The organism is Enterobacter sp. MGH 37 (genome assembly GCF_000534515.1).
GTDB classification, from domain to species: domain Bacteria; phylum Pseudomonadota; class Gammaproteobacteria; order Enterobacterales; family Enterobacteriaceae; genus Enterobacter; species Enterobacter kobei.
The window spans coordinates 2,677,800-2,700,719 of the sequence record NZ_KI973205.1 but is presented as its reverse complement, the minus strand read 5'-3'; the positions used below and the strand labels follow the sequence as shown (position 1 = coordinate 2,700,719).

The 22,920-nt window shown below is 53.7% G+C and carries 18 protein-coding genes, 1 tRNA gene and 3 rRNA genes; 14 read left to right on the top strand and 8 right to left on the bottom strand.

Annotated features, from left to right (window positions below; translation table 11 throughout):
• The 5 genes from L383_RS0124030 to L383_RS11100 form a co-directional block, all read left to right on the top strand.
• A 16S ribosomal RNA gene (locus L383_RS0124030) occupies window positions 1-537 on the top strand; the annotation flags it as partial.
• An 85-nt stretch (window positions 538-622) separates the two neighbouring features.
• Window positions 623-698 (top strand) — tRNA-Glu (locus L383_RS11085).
• Window positions 699-891: 193 nt separating this feature from the next.
• Window positions 892-3,796 (top strand): 23S ribosomal RNA (locus tag L383_RS11090).
• 63 nt (window positions 3,797-3,859) lie between these two features.
• Window positions 3,860-3,975, top strand: a 5S ribosomal RNA gene (gene rrf, locus L383_RS11095).
• A 210-nt stretch (window positions 3,976-4,185) separates the two neighbouring features.
• Window positions 4,186-5,481, top strand: a complete 1,296-nt coding sequence (locus L383_RS11100) for an MFS transporter (protein ID WP_023331104.1) — start codon at window positions 4,186-4,188, stop codon at window positions 5,479-5,481.
• Here the strand turns inward: L383_RS11100 and L383_RS11105 are convergent.
• The 5 genes from L383_RS11105 to trxC all read right to left on the bottom strand — a co-directional run bounded on the left by L383_RS11105 (window position 5,478) and on the right by trxC (window position 11,199).
• On the bottom strand, window positions 5,478-5,801 hold the full coding sequence (locus tag L383_RS11105; protein WP_014884860.1) for a YfiM family lipoprotein: 324 nt from the start codon (window positions 5,799-5,801) through the stop codon (window positions 5,478-5,480). The two genes, L383_RS11100 and L383_RS11105, sit on opposite strands and share 4 nt — an antisense overlap.
• A gap of 45 nt (window positions 5,802-5,846) precedes the next feature.
• On the bottom strand, window positions 5,847-7,202 hold the full coding sequence (gene pssA / locus L383_RS11110) for a CDP-diacylglycerol--serine O-phosphatidyltransferase (RefSeq protein ID WP_023331103.1): 1,356 nt from the start codon (window positions 7,200-7,202) through the stop codon (window positions 5,847-5,849).
• A gap of 110 nt (window positions 7,203-7,312) precedes the next feature.
• Window positions 7,313-9,976 carry a bifunctional acetate--CoA ligase family protein/GNAT family N-acetyltransferase gene (gene pat / locus L383_RS11115; RefSeq protein WP_023331102.1) on the bottom strand — a complete coding sequence of 888 codons (2,664 nt, stop codon included), beginning with the start codon at window positions 9,974-9,976 and terminating at the stop codon, window positions 7,313-7,315.
• A 35-nt stretch (window positions 9,977-10,011) separates the two neighbouring features.
• A complete protein-coding gene (gene tapT / locus L383_RS11120; RefSeq protein ID WP_014884857.1) occupies window positions 10,012-10,710 on the bottom strand; it encodes a tRNA-uridine aminocarboxypropyltransferase in 699 nt (232 codons plus the stop codon).
• 69 nt (window positions 10,711-10,779) lie between these two features.
• Complete coding sequence (gene trxC / locus L383_RS11125) at window positions 10,780-11,199, bottom strand: thioredoxin TrxC (protein ID WP_014884856.1); 420 nt, start codon at window positions 11,197-11,199, stop codon at window positions 10,780-10,782.
• Between the two features lie 204 nt (window positions 11,200-11,403).
• On the opposite strand from trxC, the gene L383_RS11130 reads away from it, so the two are divergent.
• A complete protein-coding gene (locus L383_RS11130; protein WP_023331101.1) occupies window positions 11,404-12,534 on the top strand; it encodes a tRNA/rRNA methyltransferase in 1,131 nt (376 codons plus the stop codon).
• 40 nt (window positions 12,535-12,574) lie between these two features.
• Here the strand turns inward: L383_RS11130 and ung are convergent, their stop codons facing one another.
• Window positions 12,575-13,264 carry a uracil-DNA glycosylase gene (gene ung / locus L383_RS11135; protein WP_023331100.1) on the bottom strand — a complete coding sequence of 230 codons (690 nt, stop codon included), beginning with the start codon at window positions 13,262-13,264 and terminating at the stop codon, window positions 12,575-12,577.
• Between the two features lie 314 nt (window positions 13,265-13,578).
• Between ung and grcA the strand changes: the two genes are divergently transcribed.
• Complete coding sequence (grcA, locus tag L383_RS11140; RefSeq protein WP_014884853.1) at window positions 13,579-13,962, top strand: autonomous glycyl radical cofactor GrcA; 384 nt, start codon at window positions 13,579-13,581, stop codon at window positions 13,960-13,962.
• Between the two features lie 52 nt (window positions 13,963-14,014).
• Here grcA and srmB read toward each other — a convergent pair whose 3' ends face one another.
• Window positions 14,015-15,343, bottom strand: coding sequence for an ATP-dependent RNA helicase SrmB (gene srmB, locus L383_RS11145; protein WP_014884852.1), 1,329 nt, complete (start codon window positions 15,341-15,343; stop codon window positions 14,015-14,017).
• A 132-nt stretch (window positions 15,344-15,475) separates the two neighbouring features.
• Here srmB and L383_RS11150 point away from each other — a divergent pair, with 132 nt between their 5' ends.
• Window positions 15,476-16,213, top strand: a complete 738-nt coding sequence (locus tag L383_RS11150) for a tRNA(1)(Val) (adenine(37)-N(6))-methyltransferase TrmN (protein WP_023331099.1) — start codon at window positions 15,476-15,478, stop codon at window positions 16,211-16,213.
• Here L383_RS11150 and nadB read toward each other — a convergent pair.
• Window positions 16,198-17,817 (bottom strand): L-aspartate oxidase, encoded by a 1,620-nt coding sequence (gene nadB, locus L383_RS11155; protein WP_023331098.1) that lies wholly within the window; start codon window positions 17,815-17,817, stop codon window positions 16,198-16,200. The genes L383_RS11150 and nadB overlap by 16 nt on opposite strands.
• Before the next feature lie 343 nt (window positions 17,818-18,160).
• Between nadB and rseD the strand changes: the two genes are divergently transcribed.
• The 6 genes from rseD to lepA all read left to right on the top strand — a co-directional run bounded on the left by rseD (window position 18,161) and on the right by lepA (window position 22,909).
• Entirely contained in the window at window positions 18,161-18,244 is an 84-nt protein-coding gene (gene rseD, locus L383_RS26545) for a rpoE leader peptide RseD (protein ID WP_223605340.1), read from the top strand.
• Window positions 18,241-18,816, top strand: a complete 576-nt coding sequence (gene rpoE / locus L383_RS11160) for an RNA polymerase sigma factor RpoE (RefSeq protein WP_006176728.1) — start codon at window positions 18,241-18,243, stop codon at window positions 18,814-18,816. The genes rseD and rpoE overlap by 4 nt, the downstream gene beginning before the upstream one ends.
• 31 nt (window positions 18,817-18,847) lie before the next feature.
• On the top strand, window positions 18,848-19,498 hold the full coding sequence (rseA, locus tag L383_RS11165; protein WP_014832926.1) for an anti-sigma-E factor RseA: 651 nt from the start codon (window positions 18,848-18,850) through the stop codon (window positions 19,496-19,498).
• Window positions 19,498-20,451 (top strand): sigma-E factor regulatory protein RseB, encoded by a 954-nt coding sequence (gene rseB, locus L383_RS11170; RefSeq protein ID WP_023331097.1) that lies wholly within the window; start codon window positions 19,498-19,500, stop codon window positions 20,449-20,451. Before rseA ends, rseB begins: the two co-directional genes overlap by 1 nt.
• Window positions 20,448-20,924, top strand: coding sequence for a SoxR-reducing system protein RseC (rseC, locus tag L383_RS11175; RefSeq protein ID WP_014884848.1), 477 nt, complete (start codon window positions 20,448-20,450; stop codon window positions 20,922-20,924). The genes rseB and rseC overlap by 4 nt, the downstream gene beginning before the upstream one ends.
• 185 nt (window positions 20,925-21,109) lie before the next feature.
• On the top strand, window positions 21,110-22,909 hold the full coding sequence (gene lepA, locus L383_RS11180; protein ID WP_014884847.1) for a translation elongation factor 4: 1,800 nt from the start codon (window positions 21,110-21,112) through the stop codon (window positions 22,907-22,909).
• Window positions 22,910-22,920 lie beyond the last annotated feature (11 nt).

Genomic DNA, 22,920 nt, shown 5'->3' with positions numbered 1-22,920 from the left:
CTTAGCAGAGATGCTTTGGTGCCTTCGGGAACTCTGAGACAGGTGCTGCATGGCTGTCGTCAGCTCGTGTTGTGAAATGTTGGGTTAAGTCCCGCAACGAGCGCAACCCTTATCCTTTGTTGCCAGCGGTTCGGCCGGGAACTCAAAGGAGACTGCCAGTGATAAACTGGAGGAAGGTGGGGATGACGTCAAGTCATCATGGCCCTTACGAGTAGGGCTACACACGTGCTACAATGGCGCATACAAAGAGAAGCGACCTCGCGAGAGCAAGCGGACCTCATAAAGTGCGTCGTAGTCCGGATTGGAGTCTGCAACTCGACTCCATGAAGTCGGAATCGCTAGTAATCGTAGATCAGAATGCTACGGTGAATACGTTCCCGGGCCTTGTACACACCGCCCGTCACACCATGGGAGTGGGTTGCAAAAGAAGTAGGTAGCTTAACCTTCGGGAGGGCGCTTACCACTTTGTGATTCATGACTGGGGTGAAGTCGTAACAAGGTAACCGTAGGGGAACCTGCGGTTGGATCACCTCCTTACCTTAAAGAACCTGCCTTTGTAGTGCTCACACAGATTGTCTGATGAAAAGTAAATAGCAAGGCGTCTTGCGATTGAGACTTCAGTGTCCCCTTCGTCTAGAGGCCCAGGACACCGCCCTTTCACGGCGGTAACAGGGGTTCGAATCCCCTAGGGGACGCCACTTGCTGGTTCGTGAGTGAAAGTCACCTGCCGTCATATCTCAAAACTGACTTGCGAGTCATGTTTGAGATATTTGCTCTTTAAAAATCTGGATCAAGCTGAAAATTGAAACGACACACATGTTATGTGTGTTCGAGTCTCTCAAATTTTCGCAAGCCGATGGTGAATCGAAAAGAAACATCTTCGGGTTGTGAGGTTAAGCGACTAAGCGTACACGGTGGATGCCCTGGCAGTCAGAGGCGATGAAGGACGTGCTAATCTGCGAAAAGCGCCGGCGAGGTGATATGAACCTTTGACCCGGCGATGTCCGAATGGGGAAACCCAGTGTGATTCGTCACACTATCGTTAACTGAATACATAGGTTAACGAGGCGAACCGGGGGAACTGAAACATCTAAGTACCCCGAGGAAAAGAAATCAACCGAGATTCCCCCAGTAGCGGCGAGCGAACGGGGAGCAGCCCGGAGTCTGAATCAGCTTGTGTGTTAGTGGAACGGTCTGGAAAGTCCGACGGTACAGGGTGATAGTCCCGTACACGAAAATGCACAGGTTGTGAACTCGAAGAGTAGGGCGGGACACGTGGTATCCTGTCTGAATATGGGGGGACCATCCTCCAAGGCTAAATACTCCTGACTGACCGATAGTGAACCAGTACCGTGAGGGAAAGGCGAAAAGAACCCCGGCGAGGGGAGTGAAAAAGAACCTGAAACCGTGTACGTACAAGCAGTGGGAGCCTACTTGTTAGGTGACTGCGTACCTTTTGTATAATGGGTCAGCGACTTATATTCTGTAGCAAGGTTAACCGTATAGGGGAGCCGAAGGGAAACCGAGTCTTAACTGGGCGTTAAGTTGCAGGGTATAGACCCGAAACCCGGTGATCTAGCCATGGGCAGGTTGAAGGTTGGGTAACACTAACTGGAGGACCGAACCGACTAATGTTGAAAAATTAGCGGATGACCTGTGGCTGGGGGTGAAAGGCCAATCAAACCGGGAGATAGCTGGTTCTCCCCGAAAGCTATTTAGGTAGCGCCTCGTGAATTCATCTTCGGGGGTAGAGCACTGTTTCGGCTAGGGGGCCATCCCGGCTTACCAACCCGATGCAAACTACGAATACCGAAGAATGTTATCACGGGAGACACACGGCGGGTGCTAACGTCCGTCGTGAAGAGGGAAACAACCCAGACCGCCAGCTAAGGTCCCAAAGTCATGGTTAAGTGGGAAACGATGTGGGAAGGCACAGACAGCCAGGATGTTGGCTTAGAAGCAGCCATCATTTAAAGAAAGCGTAATAGCTCACTGGTCGAGTCGGCCTGCGCGGAAGATGTAACGGGGCTAAACCATGCACCGAAGCTGCGGCAGCGACGCTTATGCGTTGTTGGGTAGGGGAGCGTTCTGTAAGCCGTTGAAGGTGGCCTGTGAGGGTTGCTGGAGGTATCAGAAGTGCGAATGCTGACATAAGTAACGATAAAGCGGGTGAAAAGCCCGCTCGCCGGAAGACCAAGGGTTCCTGTCCAACGTTAATCGGGGCAGGGTGAGTCGACCCCTAAGGCGAGGCCGAAAGGCGTAGTCGATGGGAAACAGGTTAATATTCCTGTACTTGGTGTTACTGCGAAGGGGGGACGGAGAAGGCTATGTTAGCCGGGCGACGGTTGTCCCGGTTTAAGCATGTAGGCGGAGGTTCCAGGTAAATCCGGTACCTTTTAACGCTGAGGTGTGATGACGAGGCACTACGGTGCTGAAGTAACAAATGCCCTGCTTCCAGGAAAAGCCTCTAAGCATCAGGTAACATCAAATCGTACCCCAAACCGACACAGGTGGTCAGGTAGAGAATACCAAGGCGCTTGAGAGAACTCGGGTGAAGGAACTAGGCAAAATGGTGCCGTAACTTCGGGAGAAGGCACGCTGATATGTAGGTGAAGCCCCTGCGGGTGGAGCTGAAATCAGTCGAAGATACCAGCTGGCTGCAACTGTTTATTAAAAACACAGCACTGTGCAAACACGAAAGTGGACGTATACGGTGTGACGCCTGCCCGGTGCCGGAAGGTTAATTGATGGGGTTAGCGGCAACGCGAAGCTCTTGATCGAAGCCCCGGTAAACGGCGGCCGTAACTATAACGGTCCTAAGGTAGCGAAATTCCTTGTCGGGTAAGTTCCGACCTGCACGAATGGCGTAATGATGGCCAGGCTGTCTCCACCCGAGACTCAGTGAAATTGAACTCGCTGTGAAGATGCAGTGTACCCGCGGCAAGACGGAAAGACCCCGTGAACCTTTACTATAGCTTGACACTGAACACTGGTCCTTGATGTGTAGGATAGGTGGGAGGCTTTGAAGCGTGGACGCCAGTCTGCGTGGAGCCAACCTTGAAATACCACCCTTTAATGGCTGGTGTTCTAACGTAGACCCGTGATCCGGGTTGCGGACAGTGTCTGGTGGGTAGTTTGACTGGGGCGGTCTCCTCCCAAAGAGTAACGGAGGAGCACGAAGGTTAGCTAATCCTGGTCGGACATCAGGAGGTTAGTGCAATGGCATAAGCTAGCTTGACTGCGAGAGTGACGGCTCGAGCAGGTGCGAAAGCAGGTCATAGTGATCCGGTGGTTCTGAATGGAAGGGCCATCGCTCAACGGATAAAAGGTACTCCGGGGATAACAGGCTGATACCGCCCAAGAGTTCATATCGACGGCGGTGTTTGGCACCTCGATGTCGGCTCATCACATCCTGGGGCTGAAGTAGGTCCCAAGGGTATGGCTGTTCGCCATTTAAAGTGGTACGCGAGCTGGGTTTAGAACGTCGTGAGACAGTTCGGTCCCTATCTGCCGTGGGCGCTGGAGAATTGAGGGGGGCTGCTCCTAGTACGAGAGGACCGGAGTGGACGCATCACTGGTGTTCGGGTTGTCATGCCAATGGCACTGCCCGGTAGCTAAATGCGGAAGAGATAAGTGCTGAAAGCATCTAAGCACGAAACTTGCCCCGAGATGAGTTCTCCCTGAGACTTTAAGTCTCCTGAAGGAACGTTGAAGACGACGACGTTGATAGGTCGGGTGTGTAAGCGCAGCGATGCGTTGAGCTAACCGATACTAATGAACCGTGAGGCTTAACCTTACAACGCCGAAGCTGTTTTGGCGGTGAGAGACGATTTTCAGCTGATACAGATAACAGAATTTGCCTGGCGGCTTTAGCGCGGTGGTCCCACCTGACCCCATGCCGAACTCAGAAGTGAAACGCCGTAGCGCCGATGGTAGTGTGGGGTCTCCCCATGTGAGAGTAGGGAACTGCCAGGCATCAAACAAGAAGAACCCCGTACCGTAAGGTGCGGGGTTTTTTGCTTTTGGTTTTTCTCCCCTGGCCTTTCTCTTAATCTCTTACCCTGCTAATGGAATGTGTGATCCCTGTCTCAATGTTATTTATAACAAAATTATAACATTTCATTTACGAGGTAATTGAGTCTCCTGGCTCAATACACCGCTGTTTATGGCAGGAGCATAATCACAATGACAGAAAGTATTACATCAAACGGGACGCTGGCTAACAGTGATACCCGAAGAAGGGTATGGGCAATCGTCAGCGCCTCTTCCGGGAATCTGGTTGAATGGTTTGACTTCTACGTCTATTCATTCTGTTCACTCTACTTCGCACATATCTTCTTCCCGTCCGGCAACACCACAACACAGCTACTACAAACGGCAGGGGTATTTGCCGCCGGATTCTTAATGCGACCCATTGGGGGCTGGCTGTTTGGGCGTATTGCGGATCGTCGCGGGCGCAAGGCCTCCATGCTGATCTCGGTTTGTATGATGTGCTTTGGATCTCTGGTGATCGCCTGCTTACCAGGGTATGAATCGATCGGGACATGGGCGCCTGCGCTGCTTTTGCTGGCTCGCTTATTCCAGGGACTATCGGTGGGCGGTGAATACGGTACCAGTGCGACCTATATGAGTGAAGTTGCCCTGGAAGGCCGCAAAGGTTTTTACGCCTCATTCCAGTACGTTACGCTCATTGGTGGTCAATTGCTGGCGATTCTTGTGGTGGTGATCCTGCAGCAGATCCTGACAGACGAACAACTTCACACATGGGGATGGCGAATTCCTTTCGCACTGGGCGCAGCACTGGCGATTGTCGCACTTTGGTTACGCCGTCAGTTAGATGAAACCTCGCAGAAAGAGGTCAGGACGCTAAAGGAGGCGGGAACATTCAAAGGATTATGGCGAAACCGCAAAGCTTTCCTGATGGTGCTGGGCTTCACTGCGGGCGGCTCTCTCAGTTTTTACACTTTCACTACCTATATGCAAAAGTATCTGGTGAACACCACCGGAATGCACGCAAACGTCGCCAGCGTTGTTATGACAGTGGCACTTTTTGTCTTTATGCTCATACAACCGATTATCGGTGCGCTTTCCGATAAGATTGGTCGCCGTACCTCAATGCTGATCTTTGGTGGGCTGTCGGCGCTGTGTACTGTCCCTATTTTGACAGCCCTTCAGCATGTCTCCTCGCCATATGCCGCATTTGCACTGGTGATGCTGGCAATGGTGATTGTCAGTTTCTACACCTCGATCAGCGGAATACTGAAAGCCGAAATGTTCCCGGCACAGGTACGAGCGCTAGGGGTAGGGCTCTCTTATGCGGTAGCCAATGCGCTGTTTGGCGGATCGGCGGAGTACGTTGCGTTGTCGCTTAAATCATGGGGAAGTGAAACGACATTCTTCTGGTACGTGACGGTAATGGGGGCGCTGGCCTTTATTGTCTCCCTGATGCTGCATCGCAAAGGGAAGGGCATTCGTCTTTAATAATGCGCCATCTGCCAGACGGCATAACCGGTGGTTGCACCGGCGACGTCCCAGGCGAAATCTTTCCAGCTCCAGCCGCTCCCCGCGGGGCGGCTATCCCACAGTTCTTTTGATGCTCCAAGGCTTACTGAGAACATCAATCCTATCGCTGCGCTCCGGTCCCGGCTGTATCCCTGATGCTGTGCATATTCGTTACCGGCTGCAGACAGCATTGCGGAGGCGAGGAAGTGCTGAGCCTTATCCTGTCCGGACCAGCTATCGTTGGCCATATGGCTGCAGCCACTCAGAAAGAGGACGCTCAGTAGCAGAGAAGTACGCATCAACGGGCTCCATAAAAAAGCCCTGCGGGTGACAGGGCTCTGACATTACAGAATACGGCTGATAAGTCGGTCGATACGGATACGACGTAAACGGCGGATCAACTTACGGACTTTCACCGGATAATCGGCAATGCTCTGTAGTTCGCGGTAATGGTTAACCACCGTAGTATGCGTGCGAATCAACTCCAGCTCACGTTCACGCTGGGCGGCTAACTCATGCTGCGGGTCATGGATGAGAATGGCGTTTTCCAGATCCAGTCTCCAGGCGCGTGGGTTAAGGTTGTTACCGGTCAGCAGCATCCACTCATCGTCGACCCACATTCCTTTCAGGTGGTAACTGTTGTCTTCATCTTTCCACAGACGCACAACCAGCTGGTCAGTGTTGACGTAGTACTGTAAACGGCTCAGGAAACGACGCAGGTTAATCTCATAAAGATAAGGCAGCGCACCGATGATTTTGAACGGCTGGTCTTCAGGGATGAAAAAGTCGTTTGCTGTTTTATCGCCGACGATAATTTCCACTTTTTTACCGTCGCGCAGTAGCTGAATGATATTTCGCACCAGCACGGCAGGAAGGTTGAAGTATGGCGTACAGATGGTGAGTTTCTGCTCTGCGCATGGCATCAAATGGAAGATCGTTTTGTTCAGCAGGCTTGATTTGCCGAGCCCTACCAGCGGGGTAACAGATAACTCTTCGTTGTTCGCATCGCCCTGGAAATGGTAGACCGCATCGCGCAACTCCTGGCGGAAAGCGCGAACATCATTTTTGATCTCCGGGCTTTTAGGACGCTCAGGATCGTCAAGGCGATTAACACCACGACCGTGTACCAGGTTTTTATCAACCCAGTTGAACATGATATCGGCCATCTGTGGATTACGAATCAGGTGGTAGCGGTCGTAGCGATATTTATCGAGCTGATGAAGGTAGACATCATTCAGGCTTGCGCCGCTGTACAGGACGCTGTCATCAATGATGAACCCTTTAAAATGAAGGACACCGAGTGCTTCACGGGTATTAACGGGTACGCCATAAACAGGGACATCGACGCCAGGATTTTCCTGCGCCGTGCGGCAATACCAGTCTGCATTAGTATTGGAAGCGGCTGCGCCGATACGGCCACGCTGAGCGCGATGCCAGTCAACCAGTACGCGAACATCCAGTTCCGGACGCTGACGTTTAGCTTCATAGAGTGCGTTGAGGATCGCACGACCGCCTTCATCTTGTTCAAGATACAGGGCCACAATGCAAATGCGTCGCGTGGCGCTGGCAATCTTTTCCAGAAGCGTTTCCCGAAAATGAGCGGGAGCATAAAAGAACTCTACATCATCAACTGACTGAGAAATCTTCGGTAGTTGAGCAAGGTGTTGTTGATGTTTATTACGCTTAAATTTTGACAACATCACAGTGCGTTTCTTCTCTGTTCATTGAAGGGTTGTCTGTACCATGCAAACAACATAAGCGGACAATGATACCACCAGTCCCGTCCAAAGTGGGTAACATTTCCAGTAGGTTACTCGTGTTTGTCTGCTGATGTCAGGACGAGGGACAAGGCAACAATACCTTCCTCCAGCTGAATATCAACGTCAAATCCGAGTTTTCGCGCCAGGGTCACCATACCGCGATTGTTTGGCATAGTAATGCCATTCAGGCGCAACAATCCGTGATCTCGCGTATAACTGATGAGTTTTTCCAGCAGTCGTCTACCCAGCCCCAGGCCTTTAAGATCGGAGCGCACCAGCACGGCAAACTCCGCATCGACATTATCCGGGTCAGAAATGGCTCGCGTGACGCCGAGGATCTCATCATCATGACCTGCACGACGCACGGCAACAAACGCCATTTCTCGATCGTAGTCGATCTGGGTCATATTGGCTAAATCATCGTGGGTAAATTCGTTGATTTCGCTAAAATAGCGGTAGTAGAGATCTTCTTTCGTAACCTGAGAGATAAAGGCCCGCAGCTGGGGTTCATCTTCCGGCAGAATTGGGCGGAACAGGACGCGTTCCCCGTTTTTCATCTCTACCCACTCCTCCAGATGCAGAGGATATGGACGGATTGCCAGGCGGCTCTCTCTGTCCCCTTCGAAGGGCGCGATATCCAGCGTCACGTCCAGCGCCGTAAACTCATTGCCGGAAGCGAGTAGCGGATGGATATCCAGCCGCTGGATCTCGGCACAATCCACGATCAGATTAGACACCTGCACCAGGAATTGACTTAACCCGGCAATATCGAGCGGACGCAAGGCACTGCGGCCACGGATCTTTTTGCTTTTAATCGCCTGAATGATCAGATAGCGCGCGAGGTTCATGTTCAGCGGCGGTAAAGCAACGACAGCCTGTTCCTCCGGGCGCCACTCCACGCCACCTTCTCCCAGCATAATAAGCGGGCCGAAGACGGGATCGTGCTCTACCACGACTCGTAGTTCCTGAGCGCCTGCGCGGTTAGCCATGCTTTGTACCAGCAGTCCGTGGATCCGGGCCTGCGGCCAGGCCATCTTAACGCGGTCAAAAATGGCATCAGCTGCCTGCTGTACCTCCGTTGCCGTACGCAGATATAACATGACACCCTGAACATCTGATTTATGCGGTATATCGGGAGAGCGCAGCTTAAGAGCGACCGGATAGCCAATCTGCTCCGCAATATGTACTGCCTCGGCGCTGTCGCTGGCGATCCAGGTTGGCAGGGTTTGCATCCCGTAGCTGCCCAGAATGGGCTGCACTTCATGCGTATCAAGCGATGTCGCGCCCTCTTCAATAGCCTGCTGCAAGAGTCGATGAACGTCGACGGTATTCGCCGTCAGGTTACCAGGTAGCGCCGGGGTTTCGCGTAGCTGCTTCTGATTGCGGCGATATTCCACCATATGCATAAATGCGGTGATAGTCCCTTCCGGCGTACGGTAGGTTGGCAGACCGGCTTCGCTGAACAGACGTCGTGCCTCCTGAGATGAAAACTCACCGCACCAGTTTGTCAGCAGAGTGACATATTTGCCGCGCGGATGGTTGCGTACAGCTTCAATTAACGCGCGCGCACTTTCACTGCCCGGCGCGACTGCGCTGGGGGAGTGGATAATCATCAATGCATCGAAGTCCTGACTATCCAGCAAAATTGAGATAGCCCGAATATAGCGATCGCTGCTGGCGTCATCGCGCAAATCAAGCGGATTGCCGGGCATCACGCTTGTCGGAAGCGCCTCTCTGAGGCGTTGAAGCGTCTCTTCACCCAGCGTTGCCAGCTTTCCGTTGCGCAGCCACAGTTCATCCAGCGCAAGCGCAGCAGGGGCCGCACCATTGCTGACAATCATTAACTTCTCGCCACGCAGTGGGCGCATGTGGCTGAGTGTCTCAACGGCGGAAAAAAGCTCGTGCGTATCCTGCACCCGCAGTAACCCCGCGCGCTGGATGGCGGCATCCCAGGCGGGATCCATGCCGGAATGAGACTGCAGGAGACGCTGGGCAGCAGGACTGCGACCGCTTTTGATAACCAGGATCGGCTTATTGCGCGAAGCACTTCGTGAAGCCGATACAAAACGACGGGCGTCGCTCAGATGCTCAAGATAAAGGAGTATCGCGCTGGTTTTGCTGTCACGAGCCAGGAAATCCAGAAGCTCATCAACGTCGATATCCAGGCTGTCGCCCAGGGCAATGAAGTAGGAGAAACCCATTTCGCGCTGTTGCGCCCAGTCGAGGATTGTGTTCGATACTGCAGCCGACTGCGAGATAAACGCCAGTTTGCCTTTGCGGATCGGTACCGGGGAGAAACTGGCATTCAACCCCTGCCAGGGGGCGAGCAGGCCCAGGCTATTCGGGCCAAGGATACGCATCTGGTAGCGGCTGGCGTAGGCGAGCAGTTCGGGTTGCTGTTCAGGTGGAGACGAGAGAATAATGCAGGTTTTACACCCTTTCTTGCCAAGTGCTTCCAGCAGTTCCAGATTGCGTTTCGCATTCGTACACAGCACGGCGAGGTCCGGCACAAAAGGCAGGCTCTGCACATCTGGCCATGCCAGCACCCCCTGAACGGCCTTATAAGCCGGCGTGACGGGCATGACGGGGCCATTAAATCCTCCCGCGAGCAGGTTGCGCATCATCAGATAGCCTGCCCGATCCGGTTTCATGGATGCGCCGATAACGGCAATGGATTTAGGACGCAATAGCGCTTCTAACCCTCGCTGGCTCATGCAAGTCTCCCGTGATTGCAAGCGACCTGATGATTTTAAACGCTTTCTGACGCTGTTGCTGTGATGCTGCCCTTATGAATGGTTTTTCCCGCCAGATAGCGTTCCCGGAAACAAGAGAAATGGTTGCCCAGGGCGCCGGCTGCTGCGGTATCCCCGGCTAAATCCAGCAGCGCGATGGCCACCTCGGCGGTGCAATATTGTCCGTCAGCATGCGCTTCACGCAGGCGATAAGCCGAGACGCGGGAAAGATCGACAGAAATGACCGGCAGCGCGTCAAGGTAAGGGCTTTTGCGAAACATTTTCCGCGCTTCGGTCCATGTGCCGTCCAGCATAATAAACAGCGGTGGCTTACCGGATGGTGGCGCCGAAAGCACCTGACGATTGTCGCCTGCGTAAGAGGCCGGGAAAACGACCATCGGCTGATAGTCCGGGTTTGTCACCAGATCGAGCAGGGCCTGTGGCGGCTCGGTGCGGGACCATTGAAACGCGGCAGTATCCGGCAGAATATCGGCAATCAGCCGCCCTGTATTACTGGGTTTCATCGGCTCGGTATCAAACATGACCAGACAAAAACGGCTTTTAGCCGTACTGGGTGCCAGCGTTTCGCACAGGCAAACTTTAAGCGGAAGCAGGCAGCGCTGGCAGCGACGAATGCGATTGCCACGGGCAAGAAAAGGACGAGTGGCGCGCGCAAGGCGTTCGGCGCGTAACAGGAGGACAGCGTTATCGGTCATGGGCGAAGTGAAGGAAAAACGCCATTTTCGCAGAGGCGGGAGCGGGGCACAAGATGTGCCCCGTGAAAGTTACAGTGATTCGTTTAACCAGCTGTCAAACGGCGCTTTCGGTACTGCGCCATTGAGCATGTCGACGACTTCACCGTTTTTAAAGATCATAATGGTAGGGATGCTGCGAATGCGGAAACGTGCGCTAAGCTCGCGTTCCGCCTCGGTATTCACCTTAACAAAACGCATCTTACCGCTGCGCTCTTCGGCCACGTCTTCAAAGATTGGCGCGAAGCTTCGGCATGGACCGCACCACGGTGCCCAGAAATCGACCACCACCGGGAGATCGTCCTTGAGGAGTTTGTCCAGCGTAGCACCCGTCGCGTTAATGACATCGCCATCAAACAGTTCGTGGCCACAACGTCCGCATTTCGCACCATCGTCAATCCGATCGTCCGGAATGCGATTAAGAGCCTGACAGTTGGCACATACGGTATTCATAACTAACCTCTGATAGAGCCGTGGGACAGCGGCAGAACGCCGATAATGTTTCTAATATGTTACATATTATCAATGAGCCTGTTTGAAACAACAATGCGTTTTATTCAATGAGAACAATAGTCACAGGCTTTTGTACGAAATTATGGCTATGCGCTGGCACATCGGGTAATCTGCGCGCTTCGCGCAGCGCTGGTGGAGAAAAGCATGAACGACGAAATGAAAAATAAAAGCGGCAAGGTCAAAGTGATGTATGTCCGCAGTGATGATGACTCTGATAAACGCACCCAAAATCCGCGTACCGGAAAAGGTGGCGGGCGTCCGGCGTCTTCTCGTGCAGACGGTGGCCGTCGCCCCGCCCGCGATGACAGAAACACCCGCGGTGATGACCGCAAACGTGACGATCGCAAACGCGATGACCGTCCGCGTTCCGACCACCCACGTAGTGACCGTCCACGCGACGATCGTCCGCGTGATGACTTCTCGCGTGACAACGCCTCCCCGTGGCGCACCGTTTCTCGCGCCCCGGGCGATGAGACGCCAGAGAAAGCCGATCACGGCGGTATCAGCGGTAAAAGCTTTATCGACCCGGAAGTGCTGCGCCGTCAGCGCGCGGAAGAGACCCGCGTGTATGGCGAGAACGCCTGCCAGGCGCTGTTCCAGAGCCGCCCTGAGTGTATCGTCCGCGCCTGGTTTATCCAGAGCGTGACCCCGCGCTTTAAAGAAGCACTGCGCTGGATGGCCGCGAACCGTAAAGCCTACCACGTGGTGGATGATGCCGAGCTGACCAAAGCGTCCGGTACCGAGCACCACGGCGGCGTCTGCTTCCTGATTAAAAAACGTAACGGCACCACCGTGCAGCAGTGGGTCAGCCAGGCGGATGCCGATGACTGCGTGCTGGCGCTGGAAGATGTAGGCAACCCGCACAACCTGGGCGCGATGATGCGCAGCTGCGCGCACTTTGGCGTGAAGGGTGTGCTGTTACAGGATGCCGCACTGCTGGAATCCGGTGCCGCTATCCGCACTGCAGAAGGCGGAGCGGAGCATGTGCAGCCGATCACCGGCGACAGCGTGCTGGACGCCCTTGAGCAGTTCCGTAAAGCGGGTTATTCCATCGTTACCACGTCGAGCCATGCTGGTACGCCGCTGTTTAAAGCGACGCTGCCGCGTAAAATGGTGCTGGTATTAGGTCAGGAACGTGACGGTCTGTCTGACGCGGCGCTTTCCAATGCTGATCTGAGCGTCTCTATCGACGGGACAGGTAATGTAGAAAGTCTGAACGTGTCCGTTGCGACCGGCGTACTGCTGGCGGAATGGTGGCGTCAGAATAAGGCATAAGCCTCTCAATGTGCCGGGTCTGACCCGGCACATTCAAATCCTACTCGCTCTCTGCCGGTAACACTGGCATCCAGTCAATTGGCGTTTCGCCACGTTTTTCCAGCCATTCATTCGCCAGAACAAAGTGATTACTGCCGAAGAAACCGCGATGTGCCGACAGCGGAGACGGGTGCGGCGCTTTTAAAACGTGATGGCGCTGACGGTTGATAATCGCCCCTTTCTTCTGCGCGTGAGAACCCCACAGTAAAAACACCACGCCTTCACGATGTTCGTTGATCAGGCTAATAACCTTATCGGTAAAGGTTTCCCAGCCCAGGCTGGCGTGAGAATGTGCCTGACCCGCCCGTACAGTGAGTACCGTATTCAACAGCAGTACCCCCTGATGCGCCCAGCTTTCCAGGTAACCGTGGGTGGGGCGGGTAAAGCCAGGAACGGTTCCCTCAAGCTCTTTATACATATTGAGCAGAGAAGGGGGGATAGCCACGCCCGGACGGACGGAGAACGCCAGCCCGTGTGCCTGACCCGGGCCGTGATACGGATCCTGGCCAAGAATGACCACCTTCACATCGCTCAGCTCAGTGTAACGAAAGGCGTTGAACACATCTTTCTGCGGCGGATAAATCGTCTGCCCGGACTGACGTTCAGCTGCAACGGTGCTGAGTGTATTGATAAAATAGGGTTGTTGTTTTTCTTCTGCCAGCACATCGTGCCATGTCAACGGTGTGGTCATCTCGCTCTCCTGCGAATCTCATTCTGTGTCTAGCTTACCTGTTAAACGCCAGTGAGCAAAATGACGCGCTGAAACGTGCGCTAAGTAACTAAATTTATTTTGAAAAGATACACAACCAGTTGAATTGGTAAGGTACTTAAATTGATCTAAAACAATAAATTCAAACCACACTCTTTATGTGGTTGGTGTTTTTGTTGATTTAAATCAATAAATCGCCGGGGTGCGAGTGATATATATACACACAAGAAACAATGGTTTTACCAATTGGCCGTGTGAGGCCGACACCAGTTAATGTAGCCTAAGGGAGGCAACACATGATTACAGGTATCCAGATTACTAAAGCTGCAAATGACGATCTGCTCAATTCTTTCTGGCTGCTGGACAGCGAGAAAAACGAAGCACGCTGCGTGGTTGCAAAAGCCGGTTTTACTGAAGATGAGATCGTGCCAGTGAGCAAACTGGGCGAAATCGAATATCGTGAAATCCCAATGGAAGTGAAGCCGGAAGTGCGCGTGGAAGGCGGTCAGCACCTGAACGTTAACGTTCTGCGTCGCGAAACGCTGATGGATGCCGTTGAGCACCCTGAAAAGTACCCACAGCTGACTATTCGCGTGTCTGGCTATGCGGTTCGTTTTAACTCACTGACCCCAGAGCAGCAGCGCGACGTTATCGCGCGTACCTTTACTGAAAGCCTGTAAGGTTCCAGTTTCGGGGGTGAATAAAAAAGCCGGGGAAATCCCCGGCTTTTTCTTACTCTTCAGTTTTCGTATCCTGCGCGGCTGCGCTTGGCTTACGACGCTTACCAATGTTTTTGGTATCGCGGTGGCGTTGCTTAACGCGCGGCTTCTCTTTTTCTTTCTCTTTTCTCTCAGCGCGTTTTGCGAGTGCTTTCTTGGACGGTTTGCCCGTCATTTTTTCACTCGGCGCGCGGGTAGTTGGGCGCAGGCCGTCAATGACGCGAGATTTCAGCGGCTCATCAACATAGCGACCAATCTTTTGCAGCAGCAGGTGATCGTGCGCTTCAACCAGTGAAATCGCAGTACCTTTACGTCCGGCGCGACCGGTACGGCCAATGCGGTGCAGATAGGTATCACCACTGCGCGGCATATCGAAGTTGATCACGTGGCTCACGTCCGGAATGTCGATCCCGCGTGCGGCAACGTCTGTCGCCACCAGCACGTTCACGCGGCCATCGGTCAGGCGTTTGATGCCTTCGGTACGCTTAACCTGCGCCATCTCACCTTCGAGGTAGCAGTTATTAATGCCCGCATTACGCAGCATTTCTGCCAGCTCGTGCACGCGCTCGCGTTTACGCACAAAGACGATGGTACGCAGAGCATCTTCCTGCTTCAGCAGGTGCTTCAGTAATTCGACCTTGTGCTCAAGGTTGTCCGCACGGTAATACCACTGGTGGATCTTCTTGCGCTCACGCGTAGAGGGCGTCGCAGAGACTTCAACCGGATCTTCCAGCAGACGCTCGGCGAAATCTTTAATCGCGTCCCCTTCAAGGGTGGCAGAGAACAGCATCGTCTGGTTACGCCAGCGCGTCTCGCCCGCAATATGTTCGATATCCTGTGCGAAGCCCATGTCCAGCATGCGGTCGGCTTCATCCAGAATCAGCGTTTCTACCGCGCGGCAGTCGAAGTTCTCTTCTTTAATGTACTGCAGCAAACGGCCCGTCGTCGCAACAACGATATCCTGGTTTTCGCTGAACACTTCGGCGTGGTTCATATACGCCACGCCGCCGGTAATAGTGGCGATATCCAGATGGGTGTTAGCCGCCAGCTCACGCGCGTGATCGGCAACCTGCATGGCCAGCTCGCGCGTAGGCGTCAGGATCAAAATACGCGGTGGGCCTGATTTTTTTCGTGGAAAGTCGAGCAGGTGCTGCAACACAGGCAGCAAATAGGCTGCTGTCTTCCCCGTGCCGGTTGGCGCAGAACCGAGCACATCGCGGCCCTCAAGCGCAGGCGGAATGGCCGCTGCCTGAATGGCGGTCGGGCGTGTAAAGCCTTTGCTCTCAAGTGCATTGAGCAGGCTTTCATCGAGTTCAAGTTCGGAAAAAGTCGTTACAGTCATGTTCTACCTCTGTGTGGGGCGCTGATTATAGACGTTACGGCTGTAATCTTCATCTGTTTGTATGGATATCGCTTTGCTGTGCCTTCGCTTTCCCCTATGCTACTCCAGTTTCACTTAGAAGGTTGCCCTGACATGTCTCAACTCAAAGCGCAGTTGCGCCGCGATGGTTTTACGTTTAAACAATTTTTTGTCGCCCACGATCGCTGTGCCATGAAAGTCGGCACCGACGGTATTTTACTGGGAGCATGGGCCCCTGTCGCAGGTGTTAAACGTATTCTTGATATCGGTACCGGCAGCGGGCTGGTGGCGTTGATGCTGGCCCAGCGTACGGAAGAGCATGTCACGATTGATGCCGTTGAGCTCGATGCGCAGGCTGCAGAGCAGGCGAGTGAAAATGCGGCCGAATCCCCCTGGGCAGACCGGATTCGCGTTCAATGTGCGGATGTGCTGGTCTGGGCGCCTGAACAAACTGCGCGTTACGATCTTATCGTCAGCAACCCTCCTTACTACGCGCCCGGTGTCGAGTGTGGTACCCCTGAACGTGAACAGGCGCGTTATACCAGTTCACTCGATCATATAGCACTGCTTACCAGCGCGGCTGAACTCATCTCTGAAGAGGGCTTTTTTTGCGTAGTGTTGCCAGAAAGCACGGGTAATACATTTATTAGTCTGGCGCAGGAGATTGGCTGGACATTACGTTTGCGAACTGACATTTCTGATACGGAAGGACGACTGCCGCACCGTGTGCTGCTGGCGCTCTCGCCAAAAGAAGGTGAATGCTTTAATGACCGTATGGTGATTCGAGGGCCAGACCAGCGTTATTCCGAAGATTACACTGCTCTGACCCAGGCATTTTATCTGTTTATGTGAACCTGCGGAGCCAGTATCGACGGGCCGGATTCAGCAAGCTGATCCGGGTAGTCCAGGGTGTAGTGCAAGCCGCGGCTCTCTTTACGCATCATGGCGCAGCGAACAATCAGCTCGGCAACCTGCACCAGATTGCGCAGCTCCAGCAGATTATTTGATACGCGGAAATTGGCATAATATTCATCAATTTCCTGCTGCAGCATAGTAATGCGGCGCAACGCACGTTCCAGACGTTTTGTGGTGCGCACAATCCCCACGTAGTCCCACATAAACAGCCGTAGCTCATGCCAGTTGTGCTGGATCACGACCAGCTCGTCCGGGTTATCCACGCGGCTTTCATCCCAGGCAGGTAAGTGCTCGGTCTCGCGGGCGTAAGGCATGCGTTTCGTGATGTCTTCCGCCGCTGACCAGCCGTACACCAGACACTCAAGCAGCGAGTTCGACGCCATACGGTTCGCGCCGTGAAGGCCGGTATAACTCACCTCGCCGATAGCATACAGACCTTCTACGTCGGTGCGCCCGTGATCGTCAACCATCACGCCCCCGCAGGTATAGTGGGCCGCAGGCACAATGGGCACCGGATCGCGGGTCAAATCAATCCCCAGGTTCAGCAGCTTTTCGTAAATCATCGGGAAATGCTGGCGAATAAATGCGGCTGGCTTATGGCTGATATCGAGATACATGCAGTCCACGCCCAGACGTTTCATTTCATGGTCGATGGCGCGGGCAACGATATCGCGAGGGGCCAGCTCGCCACGCGCGTCAAAGTCCGGCATAAAGCGGGTACCGTCAGGGCGTTTCAGATAAGCGCCTTCACCGCGCAGGGCTTCCGTCAGCAGGAAGTTGCGCGCCTGAGGGTGGAACAGGGCTGTTGGGTGAAACTGATTAAATTCGAGATTCGCCACGCGGCAGCCTGCGCGCCAGGCCATGGCGATACCGTCTCCGGAAGCGATGTCCGGGTTAGTGGTGTACTGATACACCTTAGAGGCACCGCCCGTCGCCAGTACAACGGCCTTCGCCTGACAGGTTTCAACCTTCTCTTTATTACGGTTCCAGACCCATGCACCCACCACGCGACGCGGACCAGGCAGGCCAATCTTGTCGGAAATAATCAGGTCAACGGCATTACTGCGCTCAAGAACCCGAATATTAGGATGGTTAAGCGCTTTACCCACCAGCGTGGTCTCCACCTCTTTACCGGTGGCATCCGCTGCGTGCAGGATGCGGCGGTGGCTATGGCCGCCTTCGCGCGTGAGGTGGTAGCTCTCTTCACCGTTAGGCTGAATCTGGGTATCAAATAATACGCCCTGATCGATGAGCCACTGAACGCAATGGCGGGCATTGCTGGCAACGAACTCTGCGGCGTGCGCATCCACGATCCCGGCGCCGGCAATCAACGTATCTTCTACGTGCGACGCTATGCTGTCGGTCTCGTCAAACACGGCGGCAATGCCGCCCTGGGCATAAAATGTGGAACCTTCACTTATCGGTCCTTTACTCAGAACGATAACGTTTTGATGCTCGGCCAGGCGCAGCGCCAGAGAGAGACCGGCAGCGCCGCTACCGATGATCAGGACATCACAATGGAGTTCAGATGTTGTGTTCATGATTGTTGTTTAATTTACTAAACATTGTTGGGTCAGAATAGCACCTGAATGCGATTTATCGCACGTTTTTTTTAGAGGTTGTTGCAATGGCTAAACGCGTAAGACGGAGTAAATGGCGGGTAAAGGAATGAAATTATTTTGCGAAGCAGATCGTTAGCGTCAGATTTTGTGGTGAAATAAAGATTGGGTTGCGTTACTCTTCTCGCGGGAAAAAGATGTTTCTTGTCAGAAAGTGGTGCGTATCGTGAACAGACTTATAATGAGAGAAAATGAACAGTCTGCGGCGCGATGAACAAAAACAAAGGCGTTACGGAACTTATTGACGATCGGACACTCTAACTCGGTGCTTGCTCAAAGTGCGGTGTTTTTAGAGTGGCGTTTCGATAACGCGTGGAATTTAGGTTTGGGGAGACATTACCTCGGATGAGCGAGCAGTTAACGGACCAGGTCCTGGTTGAACGGGTCCAGAAGGGAGATCAGAAAGCCTTTAACTTACTGGTGGTGCGCTACCAGCATAAGGTGGCGAGTCTGGTTTCCCGCTATGTACCGTCAGGTGATGTGCCTGATGTGGTGCAAGAGTCTTTTATTAAGGCCTATCGCGCGCTGGATTCTTTCCGGGGAGATAGTGCTTTTTATACCTGGCTGTACCGTATTGCTGTCAATACGGCAAAGAATTATCTGGTTGCTCAGGGTCGTCGTCCGCCGTCCAGTGATGTAGACGCTATCGACGCCGAAAACTTCGAAAGTGGCGGTGCGCTGAAAGAAATTTCGAACCCTGAGAACTTAATGTTGTCAGAAGAACTGAGACAAATTGTTTTTCGCACGATCGAGTCGCTCCCGGAAGATTTACGCATGGCAATTACGTTACGGGAGCTTGATGGTCTGAGCTATGAAGAGATAGCCGCTATCATGGATTGTCCGGTCGGCACGGTGCGTTCACGAATCTTCCGTGCGCGAGAAGCTATTGATAATAAAGTTCAACCGCTTATCAGGCGTTGACGATAGCGGGATACTGGAAAAGGTATTAGGCATGCAGAAAGAAAAACTTTCCGCTTTAATGGATGGTGAGACGCTGGATAGTGAGCTGCTCAACGAGCTGTCTCATTCTCCCGAAATGCAAGAGACCTGGGAGAGTTACCATCTCATCCGTGACACGCTGCGCGGCGATACCGGCGAGGTTCTCCATTTCGATATCTCTGCCCGCGTGATGGCGGCCATTGAGAATGAGCCTGTTCATCAGACCACTCCGCTGATTCCTGAAGCTCAACCTGCACCTCACCAGTGGCAGAAAATGCCGTTCTGGCAAAAGGTGCGTCCGTGGGCCAGCCAGCTCACCCAAATGGGGGTTGCTGCATGCGTATCGCTTGCAGTTATCGTTGGCGTCCAGCACTATAATACTCAGTCTGAAACTAATCAGCAGCCAGAAGCGCCAGTGTTTAACACACTGCCGATGATGGGCAAAGCGAGCCCGGTTAGCTTGGGCGTACCGGCTGATGCTTCCGCCAGCGGCGGTCAGCAACAGCAGGTGCAGGAGCAGCGCCGTCGCATTAATGCGATGTTGCAGGATTACGAGTTGCAGCGTCGTCTGCACTCTGAACAGCTTCAGTTTGAGCAGGCCCAAACCCAGCAAGCTGCTGTGCAGGTGCCCGGAAACCAAACTTTAGGAACGCAATCGCAGTAATGAAGCAACTTTGGTTCGCCATGTCTCTGATGGCGGGTAGCCTGTTCTTCTCTGCCAACGCCTCGGCTGATGTTTCATCCGGGGCGTTGTTGCAGCAAATGAATCTGGCCAGCCAGTCACTCAATTACGAGTTGGCATTTATCAGCATTAATAAGCAGGGCGTCGAGTCGTTACGCTATCGTCATGCCCGTCTTGATAATCAGCCACTCGCCCAGCTTTTACAGATGGATGGTCCGCGTCGGGAAGTTGTCCAGCGAGGCAACGAAATCAGCTATTTCGAGCCCGGCCTGGAGCCTTTCACGCTCAATGGCGACTATATCGTTGATTCTCTGCCGTCACTCATCTATACCGACTTCAAGCGGCTGGCCCCTTACTACGATTTTATTTCGGTAGGGCGTACGCGCATCGCAGACAGACTGTGTGAAGTGATCCGCGTGGTTGCTCGCGATGGCACGCGCTACAGCTATATCGTCTGGATTGATGCGGAAACCAAGCTGCCGATGCGTGTGGACCTGCTTGACCGCGACGGTGAAACGCTTGAACAGTTCCGCGTGATCTCCTTCAGCGTGAACAATCAGGTTGGCAACAGCATGCAGAATCTGGCCAAAGCCAGCCTGCCGCCGCTGCTTTCTGTTCCGGCAGGGGATTCCGTTAACTTCAACTGGGTTCCTTCCTGGATCCCGCAAGGCTTTAGCGAAGTGTCCAGTAGCCGTCGTCAGTTGCCAACTATTGACACGCCCGTTGAGTCGCGCCTCTATTCCGACGGTTTGTTCAGTTTCTCGGTGAATATCAACCGCGCAACGGCAAACAGCTCTGAGCAAATGCTTCGTACCGGACGTCGCACGGTGAGCACCACGGTACGTGATAACGCAGAGATCACGATTGTGGGTGAATTACCTCCGCAGACGGCGAAGCGCATTTCAGACAGCATTAAATTCAGGGCCGCGCAATGATTAAAGAGTGGGCAACCGTCGTCTCGTGGCAAAATGGCGTTGCGCGAGTCAGTTGCGATGTCAAAGCCTCATGCAATAGCTGCGCATCCCGTGCCGGGTGCGGCAGCCGCGTGCTGAACAAGCTTGGGCCGCAAACGTCGCATACTATCTCTGTGCCAAGTGAACAGCCGCTGGTGGCGGGGCAGAAGGTTGAACTGGGGATTGCGGAAGGCAGTCTGCTCGGTTCCGCGATGCTGGTCTATCTCTCTCCGTTGGTCGGGTTATTTATCATGGGCGGCCTTTTCCAGACCCTATTTGGTACCGATGTGGCCGCCATGTGTGGTGCCGCGTTGGGGGGCATCGGGGGATTCTGGCTTGCTAAAGGTCTCTCACCGAAGCTTGCCGCGCGCGAAGAGTGGCAGCCTGTCATTCTCAGCGTTGGGTTGGCACCAGACCAGCTTCGTGTCGAGACGCTCTCTTCTGAGGCCCGATGATCCATCGGGCTTTATCAATTTTTACGTCCTAATACAGAAAACGCCCTTTCTTCACGCTATACCTGTCTCTAAGTGCATTTCCAGGTAGCGAGGATGTAGTGTAGAATGCTGCGTTTTCGCACTGAAAAACGTCAGGCTAAGAACAGCGGCCTCCAGGAATTCGTAAGGCATAATTATTTAACTATATGAAGAACATACGTAACTTTTCGATCATTGCTCACATTGACCACGGTAAGTCGACGCTGTCTGACCGTATTATCCAGATTTGCGGTGGCCTGTCTGATCGTGAAATGGAAGCCCAGGTTCTGGACTCCATGGACCTGGAACGCGAACGCGGTATCACCATTAAGGCGCAAAGCGTTACGCTGGATTACAAAGCGGCTGATGGTGAAACCTATCAACTGAACTTTATCGACACCCCAGGCCACGTTGACTTCTCCTATGAAGTATCACGCTCGCTGGCGGCCTGTGAAGGTGCGCTGCTGGTCGTCGATGCCGGGCAGGGTGTTGAAGCCCAGACCCTGGCAAACTGCTATACCGCGATGGAAATGGATCTCGAGGTTGTGCCGGTTCTGAATAAAATCGACCTGCCAGCTGCCGATCCTGAACGCGTCGCGGAAGAGATTGAAGATATTGTCGGCATTGACGCGACGGATGCCGTGCGCTGCTCCGCGAAAACCGGTGTGGGCGTGACCGATGTGCTGGAACGCCTGGTACGTGACATCCCGGCCCCGGAAGGTGACCCGGATGGCCCACTGCAGGCGCTGATCATCGACTCCTGGTTCGATAACTACCTTGGTGTTGTCTCTCTGGTGCGTATTAAAAACGGCACCATGCGTAAAGGCGACAAAATCAAGGTGATGAGTACCGGACAGGTCTACAACGCCGACCGTCTGGGTATCTTCACGCCAAAACAGGTTGACCGTACCGAGCTGAAATGCGGCGAGGTAGGCTGGCTGGTTTGTGCCATTAAAGACATCCTCGGCGCGCCAGTGGGCGATACCCTGACCGGTGCGCGTAATCCGGCAGATAAAGCGCTGCCAGGTTTTAAAAAGGTGAAACCGCAGGTTTACGCAGGTCTGTTCCCGGTCAGCTCAGATGACTATGAAAACTTCCGTGATGCGCTCGGTAAACTGAGCCTGAACGATGCTTCCCTGTTCTACGAGCCAGAAAGCTCAACGGCGCTGGGCTTCGGTTTCCGCTGTGGCTTCCTCGGCCTGCTGCACATGGAGATCATTCAGGAGCGTCTGGAACGTGAATACGATCTGGATCTGATCACCACCGCACCGACCGTTGTGTATGAGGTAGAAACCACCTCGAAAGAAGTGATCTACGTCGATAGCCCGTCCAAGCTGCCGCCGCTGAACAATATCCACGAACTGCGCGAGCCGATTGCAGAGTGTCACATGCTGCTGCCACAGGAGTTCCTGGGCAACGTCATTACACTGTGTATTGAGAAGCGTGGCGTGCAGACCAACATGGTCTACCACGGTAACCAGGTAGCGCTGACCTATGAAATCCCGATGGCGGAAGTGGTACTCGACTTCTTCGATCGCCTGAAGTCTACCTCCCGTGGCTATGCGTCCCTGGATTACAACTTCAAGCGTTTCCAGGCCTCCAACATGGTGCGTGTGGACGTGCTGATCAACGGTGAGCGTGTGGATGCGTTGGCCCTGATCACCCACAACGACAATGCGCCGTACCGTGGTCGCGAGCTGGTTGAGAAAATGAAAGATCTGATTCCGCGTCAGCAGTTCGACATCGCGATTCAGGCGGCCATTGGTAACCACATTATCGCGCGTTCTACGGTGAAACAGCTGCGTAAAAACGTTCTGGCGAAGTGCTACGGCGGTGACGTCAGTCGTAAGAAAAAGCTGCTGCAGAAGCAGAAAGAAGGTAAGAAGCGTATGAAGCAGGTCGGTAACGTTGAGCTGCCACAGGAAGCATTCCTTGCCATTCTTCATGTTGGTAAAGACGGCAAATAACCTTTAAGGAG

Bases quoted from the DNA above. Each gene is read 5' to 3' on its own strand.
- L383_RS11100 (WP_023331104.1), top strand. From the start codon at position 4,186: ATGACAGAAAGTATTACATCAAACGGGACGCTGGCTAACAGTGATACC.
- L383_RS11105 (WP_014884860.1), bottom strand. From the start codon at position 5,801: ATGCGTACTTCTCTGCTACTGAGCGTCCTCTTTCTGAGTGGCTGCAGC.
- pssA (WP_023331103.1), bottom strand. From the start codon at position 7,202: ATGTTGTCAAAATTTAAGCGTAATAAACATCAACAACACCTTGCTCAA.
- pat (WP_023331102.1), bottom strand. From the start codon at position 9,976: ATGAGCCAGCGAGGGTTAGAAGCGCTATTGCGTCCTAAATCCATTGCC.
- tapT (WP_014884857.1), bottom strand. From the start codon at position 10,710: ATGACCGATAACGCTGTCCTCCTGTTACGCGCCGAACGCCTTGCGCGC.
- trxC (WP_014884856.1), bottom strand. From the start codon at position 11,199: ATGAATACCGTATGTGCCAACTGTCAGGCTCTTAATCGCATTCCGGAC.
- L383_RS11130 (WP_023331101.1), top strand. From the start codon at position 11,404: ATGAACGACGAAATGAAAAATAAAAGCGGCAAGGTCAAAGTGATGTAT.
- ung (WP_023331100.1), bottom strand. From the start codon at position 13,264: ATGACCACACCGTTGACATGGCACGATGTGCTGGCAGAAGAAAAACAA.
- grcA (WP_014884853.1), top strand. From the start codon at position 13,579: ATGATTACAGGTATCCAGATTACTAAAGCTGCAAATGACGATCTGCTC.
- srmB (WP_014884852.1), bottom strand. From the start codon at position 15,343: ATGACTGTAACGACTTTTTCCGAACTTGAACTCGATGAAAGCCTGCTC.
- L383_RS11150 (WP_023331099.1), top strand. From the start codon at position 15,476: ATGTCTCAACTCAAAGCGCAGTTGCGCCGCGATGGTTTTACGTTTAAA.
- nadB (WP_023331098.1), bottom strand. From the start codon at position 17,817: ATGAACACAACATCTGAACTCCATTGTGATGTCCTGATCATCGGTAGC.
- rpoE (WP_006176728.1), top strand. From the start codon at position 18,241: ATGAGCGAGCAGTTAACGGACCAGGTCCTGGTTGAACGGGTCCAGAAG.
- rseA (WP_014832926.1), top strand. From the start codon at position 18,848: ATGCAGAAAGAAAAACTTTCCGCTTTAATGGATGGTGAGACGCTGGAT.
- rseB (WP_023331097.1), top strand. From the start codon at position 19,498: ATGAAGCAACTTTGGTTCGCCATGTCTCTGATGGCGGGTAGCCTGTTC.
- rseC (WP_014884848.1), top strand. From the start codon at position 20,448: ATGATTAAAGAGTGGGCAACCGTCGTCTCGTGGCAAAATGGCGTTGCG.
- lepA (WP_014884847.1), top strand. From the start codon at position 21,110: ATGAAGAACATACGTAACTTTTCGATCATTGCTCACATTGACCACGGT.